We start from the raw sequence: 11,645 nt of genomic DNA, 5'->3' as shown, positions 1-11,645 counted from the left end.
GCTTTCTTATGGAATTAATCTGACAATCCATTTTTTTCCACAATGTTTGAACAAACTCTTTTCTGGGACCATATTAGATTTCTTTTGCAATAAATGCTATGATATTCAAAGAGGTACGTACAACTATGTTAGGAAGGAATGAATTTGATGGATAATTTAGCAAAATATATTGATCATACGCAATTAAAGCCAGAAACAACAAAAGAAAAAATTGCTCAAATTGTGGAGGAAGCTAAAGAGCATAACTTTGCATCTGTGTGTGTTAATCCATATTGGGTCCCTTACTGTTTCGAACAATTAAAAGCAACATCAGTTAAGGTTTGTACAGTCATTGGTTTTCCATTAGGAGCTACTTCTACTTTCGCAAAGGTGGAGGAAACCAAGCAAGCCATTAAGGATGGTGCGACAGAAGTAGATATGGTTATTAACATCGGTGCATTGAGATCCGGAGATAAACAAACGGTTCTCGAAGACATAGAAGCAGTAGTGAAAGCGACAGAAGGTCAAGCACTTACAAAGGTAATAATTGAAACTTCTTTATTAACAGAAGAAGAAAAGGTACAAGCATGCCAACTAGCGAAGCAAGCAGGTGCTGCCTTTGTAAAAACATCAACAGGATTTTCTGGTGGTGGTGCAACCGTTGAAGATATTCGTTTAATGCGCAAAACGGTGGGGCCGGATATGGGAGTAAAAGCTTCTGGTGGTATTCGTGATTTAGCAACGACAAAAGCAATGATAGAAGCTGGTGCAACAAGGATTGGCGCAAGCGCAGGTGTGTCTATTCTAAAAGGTGAGCAGGGCAGCAGTGGATATTAATATGTATAAATTATGGTTTGTTTGGAAACAATCAGTTGACCAAAATAAAGGATTATATTATACTTTAAAAAGCATGTGAATTGAAAATCATATGCTAGTACAATCTGTTTTGTGCTTCGGAGGGAGGGAAATTAGCATGTCAAATACAACTCGCGTTCGTAAAAACGAGTCTCTTGAAGATGCTCTTCGTCGCTTTAAGCGTAGTGTATCCAAAAGTGGTACATTGCAGGAATATCGTAAGCGTGAACACTACGAAAAACCAAGTGTGCGTCGCAAAAAGAAATCTGAAGCTGCTAGAAAGCGTAAATTCTAAAGAGGGTGTAATCAGTGACATTACTCGAAACATTAAACCAAGATATGAAGCAGGCGATGAAGAACAAAGATAAAATTACCCTTAGTGTAATTCGCATGGTAAAAGCTTCTATACAGAATGAAACCATTAAGCTTGGAAAAGATCCATTATCTGAAGACGAAGAAATGACAATCTTGTCGAGAGAAGTTAAACAAAGAAAAGATTCCCTCCAAGAATTCAAATCAGCTGGACGCGATGACCTTGTGCAACAACTTGAAACAGAATTAGATATTCTGCAAACATATATGCCAAAACAGCTTACGAATGAAGAGCTAGAGGCAATAGTTCAGTTAACGATTGAAGAAGTGAATGCAACTTCCAAAAAAGATATGGGAAAAGTTATGAGTGCGATTATGCCTAAAGTAAAAGGTAAAGCAGATGGTTCACAAATTAACAAACTTGTACAAAAACAGTTAAGTAACTAAAAAAAGAGACCCTAGTCAATCGATTGATTAGGGTCTCTTCTTAATAAGAAGAGGTTTATAAATACTACCGGCTATTCAAGGTAGGAGAACGACGTTATATGTATTTCTAAGTATACGTGTCCACCAGGTCTCGTAATTAATTAGCTCTACAATGTATCCATTTTTAACGTTTGTATTTCCATACTAGATAACATCAAGAAAGGGACTATACGCCCGTGAGAATAAACAACAATAAAATTGGAAATACTTTCAAAAAATGTTTCTAAAGAGCTTGATAGGTAAAGAATAATGAAGTAAAATGGTTTGTTAATTGCTTTTTTAGATGTTGATAATTCCTTGCAATCCGAAGAAGATCAAAGGTTCTATAGAGATAGTGTCATTGAATTATTTATGGTATATTTTAATAAATTTACTTTAAATTGAAACCTTTATTGAGAAATATGCGTATAGCATAGTACATCATGAAGGAGGTGAATGCAATTGGCAGTTAAACGACTGTTTACATATATGATTTTTTTAAGTACGATTTTAATTACTATATTCTATGTTGAATTTGGTGTATCCGCAAATGATGCGAATCATAAAACCGTTCATATCATCCCAATAGAAAAAGAAGTTGAAAGAGGGTTGCAAGCATTTCTGGATCGAGCAACTAAGGAGGCTTTAGAAGAGGACACAGATCATATTATTTTTGAAATTAACACGCCAGGGGGCAGAGTCGATTCGGCTGGAGAGATTGCAACTATTTTGCAGGATCTAGATGTTCCAACGACTTCATTTATTGTCAATCGAGCATTATCAGCAGGCTCTTATATTGCTTTAAATACAGATACGATTTACATGCGTCCGCAGGCTACTATGGGAGCGAGTGGTGTAATAACATCTGACGGAAATGCAGCGGATGAAAAAGCTCAATCAGCTTGGATAGCTGCGATGAAAAGCGCTGCAGAATCAAAAGGAAGGGATCCAAAATACGCGATGGCAATGGCCGATGAGTCTATAGAGCTACCAGAATTAAATGCAGGTGAAGGTAAGTTTTTAACTTTAGGGCCATCTGAAGCATTAGAAGTCGGGTATTCTGAAGGCACCGTTGATAATAGGAATGATCTTCTGCAGCGATTAGGTTTAGAAAATGCAACGGTTATGGAAAAGGAACCAACTTTGGCTGAAGAAGTAGCCAGATTTTTAACCAATCCTGTTGTCATCCCAATTTTATTATCGATTGCAAGTCTTGGTCTGGTTGTAGAACTATACTCACCTGGATTTGGCGTCGCCGGAATCATGGGGCTCATTTCGCTTGTGCTATTTTTTTACGGACATATCGTAGCTGGTTTAGCTGGTATGGAAGCTGTTATTTTACTTATATTAGGGATAGGTCTCATTATTGCTGAATTCTTTGTTCCTGGTGGTATATTAGGCTTGCTTGGAGCAGGTGCAATTATTGGTTCTTTGTTTATGTCAGGATATGATATTGGTCATATGTCCATGAGTATTGGGATTGCGTTTTTGCTATCATTCATTGTTTCCATTATACTTTTCCGCAGAATGGGAATGGATAAAGGTATTTTTCGCCATATTATACTTAAGGACCAAACGACAACAGAACTGGGGTATGTGTCTTCGGTAAATCGCTTAGAGCTAATAGGTTTGGAAGGAATTACTGTTACACCATTACGCCCTGCTGGTACAGCTGTTTTTGATCAGGAACGTTTAGACGTCATTTCAGAGGGACGGTTTATCGATGAAAATGAAAAAGTTAAAATTGTAAAAGTAGAAGGCGTACGTATTGTTGTACGGCAAATACCTTCAGAGGACGTTTAACTTCTGTTCGTATCGGACTTCCGACGAATAATAAGTTTTACAATATATCAAAAATAATAAGGAGGAAACTAGATGGACTTACAAAGTATAATGCCGTTAATTATTATCGCGGTTATTTTAATTGCTGTAGCTATCTTATTTACTTTTATTCCAGTAATGCTTTGGATTAGCGCTTTAGCAGCAGGTGTAAAGGTGGGTATTTTTCAATTAATAGGGATGAGACTTCGTCGAGTTGTTCCCAATCGGGTTATTAATCCGCTGATCAAAGCGCATAAGGCTGGACTAAACGTAAAAACGAATCAGCTTGAAAGCCATTATTTAGCAGGTGGTAATGTAGACAGGGTTGTAAATGCTCTGATTGCAGCTCACCGTGCAAATATTGAATTGCCTTTTGAACGAGGAGCGGCGATTGATTTGGCTGGTCGTGATGTACTAGAAGCCGTTCAAATGAGTGTTAATCCTAAAGTAATTGAGACTCCGTTTATTGCGGGTATTGCAATGGATGGAATTGAAGTGAAAGCAAAGGCAAGAATTACGGTGCGCGCTAACATCGACCGTCTTGTCGGTGGTGCAGGTGAGGAAACAGTGATTGCTCGTGTAGGAGAAGGTGTTGTAAGTACAATTGGTAGTTCACATACACATGCAGAAGTGCTAGAAAATCCAGATTCGATTTCTCACAATGTTTTAAATCGTGGCTTAGATGCAGGTACAGCCTTCGAGATACTGTCGATTGACATTGCGGATGTAGACATTGGTAAAAACATTGGTGCAATCCTGCAAACTGATCAAGCTGAGGCGGATAAAAACATCGCGCAAGCGAAAGCAGAAGAGCGTCGTGCAATGGCTGTTGCGCAAGAACAAGAAATGCTTGCTAAAGTACAAGAAATGCGTGCTAAGGTGGTGGAGGCAGAAGCTGATGTACCATTGGCTTTAGCAGAGGCGCTACGTTCTGGAAACCTTGGTGTTATGGATTATATGAATTATAAAAATATCGATGCAGATACAGATATGCGAGATTCTATTGGCAAACTTTCCGGGAACGGTAATGATGATCACGAACAATAGTGAAAATTGCGACAAGTAAAGGGGGAGTTATATGGAAGAACTCTTCGAAGCTATTTTTGGCAATGCTTTTATCATTTTTGCAGTAATTGCGGGAATTATTGGTTTCTTTAAAGATTCTTTTAGCAGGGACAAAGAAGAGAAAAGCAAACACTCTAAGCCTACGAATAAGCCAGTTCCGCCTTTTGGGGGAGGGACTGTCAAGAAACCAAGCAACCCTATGAAACGTCAAGAACGCGCAAGAGACTCCTTTTCAACAGCGTCCGCTTCCGAACAAAAACAAGAGCAAATGGAGCAGTTAGCAAGGCAAATAGGAACAAATTTGCAAGCGCCGTTGGAGGAATTTCAGCAGCATGCTAAGTCCATTCAAACCAAGCGGCATGATGGAAAAAAGCACCTACACAAGCAAAAGCTGAAGCGTCAGGTTGCTAATAATTTGACGCAAGAAGGGTTAGTTAATGGGATTATCATGGCTGAAGTATTAGGTAAACCTAGAGCTAAGAACCCTTATCGCAGTATCCTTTCTGACCAAATGAAAAGGAAGCAAATTTAATAATTATCATGGAAGCCAATTGTACAGCAAACAAGTACAGTTGGCTTTTTTATTGTATAGGAAACTAAAGAAAGAGGTACTTGTGGATAACGAAATAACCGAATATACACGTCCGGTGCATGAGCCTAGCAACGATGCGACTTTAGAAATGCGCCCTCCAATAAGGCATCATCGTTTCGTCACCTCACCATGATTCCTAAAACTTTCGTTCCGTTCGTTACGTTGCTAACCGGGCGCTCTGCGCCTTTGTTCTGCTGTTAATTTCAATAGTTTTTTGTAGCAACACATACGTTTGCTACGTGGGCTTTAAAAAATATAGCTTTCAAGGAAATTCTCCCACCACTCCATACTTCTATAACATACATGACGTGCTCCCATTTTCTCTTCTGTCTTTCTCTAAGAGCTTTTCTTTCATTGTTCTTAATTGTGTGGATGAATCATAAATATATAGGTGAGAGGGGGCTGCATTTGTGAAAAAATGGCATCAACAAATTCGACCATGGTTAACGAAGTCTTTTGCACTTCCTTCAGATGTATTACTTGAACTGCCAAGAATTACGGTGATTGGTCAATTGCATGTTTATATTGAAAATCATAAAGGCTTGGCGAGCTATTCAGATACAGAATTAAAACTTAAGGCCAACAAAGGCTATATACGAATTACAGGGTCAGCCTTTGTTTTAAAGCTCATGTTACCTGAAGAGATCTTGTTAGAAGGAACGATTAGAGATATAACCTTTATTCCAGATGGAGGAGAAGGATATGAAACAAAAAAATAAACCTAATGCAGCTGGAGCTGTAACTATCGTTGTAACTGGCGATCGACCGGAACTGTTTTTTCAGCACTGTACGAGTCATGGAATACGGATATGGGATGTAATGAAGACAAGTAATCAAGCGTGTCAAGGTACGATAAGCCTCAAGGATACAAAATATATAAAAGGGCTACGACGAGGTATGCATTATAAAATTAAATTCATTGATAGAAAAGGATTTCCGTTTATCATTCGTCGTTACTTAAGAAAAAAAGAACTGCTGTTTGCATTTATATTAAGTTGTTTATTTCTGTTTATTTTGTCTAATATCGTATGGGATGTCAAAATAACCGGTGTGCCTAAAGACATTGAGGAAAAAATAGGTAAACAATTGAAGGAATACGGTATCCAGCCAGGTTCATGGATTTTCTCACTTAACTCTCCAAAGCAAATTCAACAGCAATTGTTAAGCGATGTCCCTGAATTGCTTTGGGTTGGCATTGATCAAAAAGGGACAACCTTTCAATTGGAAGGTGTAGAAAAAATCGTTGTTAAAGAAGAAGCAGAACCAAAACCTCGAAACTTAATTGCTGCTAAAAAAGGGATTATCAAGAAAATGTACGTTTCCCAGGGTGTTCCCAAAGTAGAAGTGCATGATTATGTGGAAAAAGGTGATTTACTAGTTTCTGGAAAAATGGTGGATGAAGAAGAATCAGAAGAAAATGAAAAAAAGAAAATCAAATATGTAGCGGCCGACGGAGATATAACAGCGTTAACCTGGTATGAAGTGAAAGTAAGTGTGCCATTAAAGACAAGTTCTGAACAATTAACCGGAAACCAAGAGAAAAAATACCATCTTGGTTTTGGTGATTTTAACATACCCGTATGGGGTTTTGGCTCACCGGATTTTAAGAATATACAACAAGAAAAACAAGAAGCAAAGCTTCGATTTTTAAAATGGGACTTGCCTGTAAAAATAATTGAAACCAAACTCCATGAAAAAACGTATACATCAGTGAAACGGACAAAACAAGAAGCAATAGAGGCAGGAATTACACAAGCGAAAGAACAATTAAAATTAGAATTAGGTGAAGCAAGCATCCTTTCAGAAAAAGTTTTGCATGAAACTATAGAGAATGGTAAAGTTAAATTAAACTTATATATGAGTGTAGAAGAAAATATTATTGCAACACAACCTTTACGTCAAGGAGATTGAATATGCCAGAAAATCTAACAGCAGTTGATTTACAATTAACAAGTCCAAATGAAGCGTTAGCGCTGTTTGGCAATAATGATAAACACCTGCATCAATTAGAAGAAATGCTTCAGGTTTCAATTGTAACGAGAGGAGAGCAAGTGCGCGTTTCTGGGAATCTAGATACGATTGGCCTTGTTCAAGATGTCTTACAAGCATTGCTCTCCGTAATTCGTAAAGGATTAACCATAACAGAAAGAGACGTCGTTTATGCAGTAGAATTAGCGAAAAAAGGAAAAATAAATCAATTTGAAACCTTATTTGAAGATGAAATTACAAAAAATGCAAAGGGGAAACCTATCCGCGTTAAAACACTAGGACAAAAAAAATATATTTCCGCGATTAAAGCTAATGATCTCGTATTTGGAATCGGTCCAGCAGGTACGGGGAAAACATACTTGGCTGTTGTAATGGCAGTTCACGCACTTAAAAATGGGTATGTAAAACGGATCATTTTAACAAGACCTGCTGTAGAAGCAGGAGAGAGTCTAGGTTTTCTGCCGGGTGATTTAAAAGAGAAGGTCGATCCTTATTTAAGACCACTTTACGATGCTTTACATGATGTTTTAGGAACAGAACATACCATGCGTTTGATTGAAAGAGAGACCATCGAAATCGCTCCATTAGCTTATATGCGTGGAAGAACATTAGATGATGCGTTTGTTATTTTAGACGAGGCACAAAATACAACACCGGAGCAAATGAAAATGTTTTTAACGAGATTAGGTTTTGGCTCCAAAATGGTAATTACCGGTGATATAACGCAAATTGATTTACCTAAAGGTATGCAATCAGGTCTACGAGTAGCCAGTCATCTGTTAAATGGGATAAAAGGTATGGCATTCGTTTATTTAGAGCAAACGGATGTAGTGCGGCATCCCCTTGTTCAGCGAATTATTGATGCCTATGATAAAAACAGCAATAACAGTGTAAGTTAAGCCTGGGCTCTGCTTTTTACATGATGTTCAATAAAATTAATGCTATTCTCATCGTACCAGTTTTGAAAAAATAGCATTTGCTTTGCGTTTGATTGATTTGAAGAGCATATTTAGAAATATAAAAGAATGAAGGCAGTGGGCTTGTTTATTTTTGGCTCCTGAATGTAAAGTTTTTTAAGTCTACTGCTTCTTGAGCTGAGGGCGATGGAAAGAAGTCTAAGCAGGAGAGAAGGACACGTAATTGCCGATTCGTTTACATCATGATGTTTGAACGAAGCATATATGTTTTTACTTTTTCAACCATAAGGGAGGCATTGACAGCGATAGATCGCACGCAGGCTTTTCAAGGACATGCTAAGTACCTTGCCTTTGAAATTATTATCTCAACAGGGCTCGAAAGCACCTCTCGGTGACTGAAGCATTATTTATCCCACATAAAAGGTGTCGTAAGACTACCGCTCAGGAGCAGGGTAATCTGTAACGCACCAAGTTAGCGAGAATAACAGAGCTCTAAGAGGCCTTTAGCTCATACCACTACGGTACTAACAACCCGTGGGAGATGAATGAAAACCCCTACAGATTAAAGATTCACTTTATGATTCAGTCGTAGTTAAATTTTGGTTTTTAGAAAGGAAGAGAGCAGTGGATAAGAAAAAGCTTCATCCGCGTACTTGGTTTTCATTTACAAAACGTTTTAATAAATGGGGAATGATTACAACTGCTACTCTTATATTAGGTTTGTTTTTCTTTTTAATCATGATTGATAATGTACAGACTGAGACGTATGAAATAGAAAGATTTAGCAGAGCAAAAGAAACCATTCGTTCTCCAGTAACCATTGAAAACAAGCAAGAAACGGAACGAAAAACAAGAGAAACGGTTCAAGCTGTAGAAGATAGATATAACATTGATCAGGAAATCACAGATGAACGAATCGCTTATATTACAGAGATTTTTGATGCAATAACTAAACTGGAAGAAGAGTTAAAAACATCTGAAAAAAATAAGGGGGATAAAGAGACAGCCCCTATTTCCGAACAAGAGAAGGTCCAGCAATTAAAGCAAATTCTATCTGTTGACATACAAAAGGGAGTAAGCGACAATCTTTTGTCACAGCTCATCCAAGTTCCCAAAGAAGAACGAGAGCAAGGAAAGGCATTTTTTTTAGATGCCGTGTCAGACACCTTAAATAATGGCGTGCGCACGGAAAACACCCAAAGTGCTATTTCCAATGTACAACAAGAAGTTAAATATGCCGATTTAGATGCTGATATGAAAGAAGTGTTGACCCGTTTAAGTGAATTTGCAGTAGTTGAAAATTCTTTTTTTGATGTGGATAAGACCTCGACCGCTAGAAAGGAAGCCGCTAGTAATGTTGAGCCTGTTGTGATAAGAGCTGGTGAGATTATCGTTCGTGAAGGGCAAGTGATTACTAACGAAGTATACGAAAAGTTAGATCTAGTTGGAGTGCTGGATAAGGAACGTAATTTTGTTCCTGGAATTGGCTTGGCTTTGCTTGTTTTGTTGATTGCAAGTGCGATAGCTCATGAAATGAATTGGCTCTCAAAAAAAAATCATCTGGATATGGCAAAAATAATTGCTATTGTTGTTATCAGTATGATGACTATTGCCTTAATGAAAATCGTGAGTATCTATACAACACAAGTTAACCAGTTGTTCTATGTAATGCCAATCGCTACAGGAGCTTTATTGATGAAACAGTTAATTCATGAGCGTTCAGCGGTTATTTTTAGCACGTTGTTCGCTATTTTAGGAAGTGTTATTTTTAACCATCAAATTCCTGGCTCTTTAAATGTTGAAGTAGGTATTTATTTTATGCTTTCTCAATTGGCAGCTATTTTCTTTTTACGAAATGTAAAAGACCGACTTGCGGTAATGAAAGCTGGAGTAGGAATTGCAACGGTCAATATAACGACTGTACTATTATTTATATTTCTTTCATTTGAGAAATATGCACTAGGAGATATGTGGATTCCATTATCTTTTGCAGCTGCTTCCGCTTTCCTGTCAGCTGTTTTAACGATTGGCCTATTACCTTATTTTGAAGCTGCTTTAGGAATATTGTCAGACATAAAGTTATTGCAATTATCGAGTCCGAATCATCCGTTATTAAAGAAATTGCTGACGGAGGCTCCCGGCACTTATCACCACTCGGTAATGGTGGCTAATTTAAGCGAAGCAGCTTGTGAATCGGTTGGTGCAAATGGTTTACTAGCAAGAGTTGGTGCGTATTACCATGATTTAGGTAAAACTGTTCGACCTCATTATTTCATTGAAAACCAATTAGCAATTCGTAACCCACATGACTTTATTGAGCCAAAAGAAAGTGCTGAAATCATTATTAGTCACCCTTACGATGGAGCAGAAATGTTAAAAAAACATCGTTTACCTAAAGAAATTATTGACATAGCTAAACAGCATCATGGCACTTCTTTGCTGAAATATTTTTATTTCAAGGATAAGGAACAAAATGAGGATGTGGAAGAAGCAACGTATCGTTACCCTGGACCAAAACCACAAACGAAAGAAGCAGCGATTATTAGTATATGTGATTCGGTAGAGGCTGCGGTACGTTCTCTGCACGAACCAACAGAACAGAAAATAGAAGAAATAGTTGCATCGATTATTCAAGATAAGTTAATGGATGGTCAGTTAAATGAATGCCCCATCACTTTACAAGAGCTAAATATAATTCAACAAACAACATGCAGTACATTGAAGGGGATATTTCACTCACGTATTCAATATCCCATGAAGGAGGCAAAATAAGTGTATATTGATTTTCATGACAAAACCAACTCAGTGGAAAGTGATTATATCGATGTGATTCAACGGTTAATCACATTTGCTGCTAGTAAAGAAGGGGTTACTCAACAAGCTGAAGTTTCCATTAATTTTGTTAATAATAAGGAAATTCAAGAATTAAATCGTAACTATCGTCAAAAAAACACGCCTACAGATGTTCTGTCCTTCCCTATGCAAGAACTTGAGGAAGGAGAAGAAGAGGTAAATATACTGGATGAGAATTTGCCCATTCTTCTTGGGGATATTGTGATATCCGTTGATAAAGCGAAGGAGCAAGCAGAGGCATATAATCATTCACTTGAAAGAGAATTAACATTTTTAGCGTTGCACGGTTTCCTTCACTTACTAGGATACGATCATCTATCTAAAGAGGATGAAAAGCGGATGTTTTCCAGACAAGACGAAATTCTAGGTGCGTTTGGAATTGAAAGATAAAAAATCAGTTATTGGATTCTCTTATGCCTGGGAAGGGATTCGTTTTGTTATAAAAAGTGAGCGTAATTTTCGAATTCACTTATTTGCTGCAATTCTAGTTTTAATTGCAGGATTGATCTTACAGATAAGTCTCATCGAATGGATCATTATTGTAATTTTGATTGGAATGGTACTTATAACGGAAATGCTCAATACTGTTGTGGAACAGATGATAGACTATATGAAACCGGAAGTGCACCCTGCAGCTAAACAAATTAAAGACATAGCTGCAGGGGCTGTCCTTATAGCTTCCATGATAGCTGCGATTATTGGTTGTCTTGTTTTTATTCCCAAAATTGTTTTACTTATGTAATGTTATTATGCTAAACTTACCAGAAGAAGTAATGGTTAATCATAGATGAGCTTAT

At 37.6% G+C, this 11,645-nt stretch carries 12 protein-coding genes; all 12 read left to right on the top strand.

Going from position 1 to position 11,645, the window contains the following annotated elements; genetic code table 11:
* The first annotated feature begins 147 nt into the window (after positions 1–147).
* The 12 genes from deoC (at position 148) to D1839_RS03570 (ending at position 11,590) form a co-directional block, all read left to right on the top strand.
* Positions 148–816 (top strand): deoxyribose-phosphate aldolase, encoded by a 669-nt coding sequence (gene deoC / locus D1839_RS03625; protein WP_120378687.1) that lies wholly within the window; start codon positions 148–150, stop codon positions 814–816.
* Positions 817–952: 136 nt separating this feature from the next.
* Positions 953–1,129, top strand: coding sequence for a 30S ribosomal protein S21 (gene rpsU / locus D1839_RS03620; RefSeq protein ID WP_019377991.1), 177 nt, complete (start codon positions 953–955; stop codon positions 1,127–1,129).
* Positions 1,130–1,143: 14 nt separating this feature from the next.
* Positions 1,144–1,593 (top strand): GatB/YqeY domain-containing protein, encoded by a 450-nt coding sequence (locus D1839_RS03615; RefSeq protein ID WP_120378634.1) that lies wholly within the window; start codon positions 1,144–1,146, stop codon positions 1,591–1,593.
* A gap of 480 nt (positions 1,594–2,073) precedes the next feature.
* Positions 2,074–3,414, top strand: coding sequence for an NfeD family protein (locus D1839_RS03610; protein ID WP_199689937.1), 1,341 nt, complete (start codon positions 2,074–2,076; stop codon positions 3,412–3,414).
* A 72-nt stretch (positions 3,415–3,486) separates the two neighbouring features.
* Entirely contained in the window at positions 3,487–4,479 is a 993-nt protein-coding gene (gene floA / locus D1839_RS03605; protein WP_120378636.1) for a flotillin-like protein FloA, read from the top strand.
* A gap of 31 nt (positions 4,480–4,510) precedes the next feature.
* On the top strand, positions 4,511–5,029 hold the full coding sequence (locus D1839_RS03600) for a hypothetical protein (protein ID WP_120378637.1): 519 nt from the start codon (positions 4,511–4,513) through the stop codon (positions 5,027–5,029).
* Positions 5,030–5,499: 470 nt separating this feature from the next.
* Positions 5,500–5,808, top strand: coding sequence for a sporulation protein YqfC (gene yqfC, locus D1839_RS03595; protein ID WP_050353107.1), 309 nt, complete (start codon positions 5,500–5,502; stop codon positions 5,806–5,808).
* A complete protein-coding gene (gene yqfD / locus D1839_RS03590) occupies positions 5,792–7,000 on the top strand; it encodes a sporulation protein YqfD (protein WP_120378638.1) in 1,209 nt (402 codons plus the stop codon). Before yqfC ends, yqfD begins: the two co-directional genes overlap by 17 nt.
* Before the next feature lie 2 nt (positions 7,001–7,002).
* A complete protein-coding gene (locus D1839_RS03585; protein WP_120378639.1) occupies positions 7,003–7,977 on the top strand; it encodes a PhoH family protein in 975 nt (324 codons plus the stop codon).
* 642 nt (positions 7,978–8,619) lie between these two features.
* Entirely contained in the window at positions 8,620–10,767 is a 2,148-nt protein-coding gene (locus D1839_RS03580; protein WP_199689938.1) for an HD family phosphohydrolase, read from the top strand.
* The gene (ybeY, locus tag D1839_RS03575) at positions 10,768–11,238 is read left to right on the top strand and encodes an rRNA maturation RNase YbeY (protein ID WP_120378640.1); all 471 of its coding nucleotides are present in this window, start codon (positions 10,768–10,770) and stop codon (positions 11,236–11,238) included.
* Entirely contained in the window at positions 11,228–11,590 is a 363-nt protein-coding gene (locus D1839_RS03570; RefSeq protein WP_286164722.1) for a diacylglycerol kinase family protein, read from the top strand. The genes ybeY and D1839_RS03570 overlap by 11 nt, the downstream gene beginning before the upstream one ends.
* The last annotated feature ends 55 nt before the right edge of the window (positions 11,591–11,645 follow it).

Origin of the sequence: Roseburia sp. 1XD42-34 (assembly GCF_009917385.1) — a bacterium.
Classification (GTDB): Bacteria; Bacillota; Bacilli; order Bacillales; family Amphibacillaceae; genus Virgibacillus.
Note: the sequence above shows the minus strand (reverse complement) of the source record. Positions and strands in the feature narration are given on the sequence as shown.

Excerpts from the sequence above, each read along its gene's own strand:
- rpsU (WP_019377991.1), top strand. The coding sequence starts at position 953 with ATGTCAAATACAACTCGCGTTCGTAAAAACGAGTCTCTTGAAGATGCT.
- D1839_RS03600 (WP_120378637.1), top strand. The coding sequence starts at position 4,511 with ATGGAAGAACTCTTCGAAGCTATTTTTGGCAATGCTTTTATCATTTTT.
- deoC (WP_120378687.1), top strand. The coding sequence starts at position 148 with ATGGATAATTTAGCAAAATATATTGATCATACGCAATTAAAGCCAGAA.
- floA (WP_120378636.1), top strand. The coding sequence starts at position 3,487 with ATGGACTTACAAAGTATAATGCCGTTAATTATTATCGCGGTTATTTTA.
- D1839_RS03585 (WP_120378639.1), top strand. The coding sequence starts at position 7,003 with ATGCCAGAAAATCTAACAGCAGTTGATTTACAATTAACAAGTCCAAAT.
- yqfD (WP_120378638.1), top strand. The coding sequence starts at position 5,792 with ATGAAACAAAAAAATAAACCTAATGCAGCTGGAGCTGTAACTATCGTT.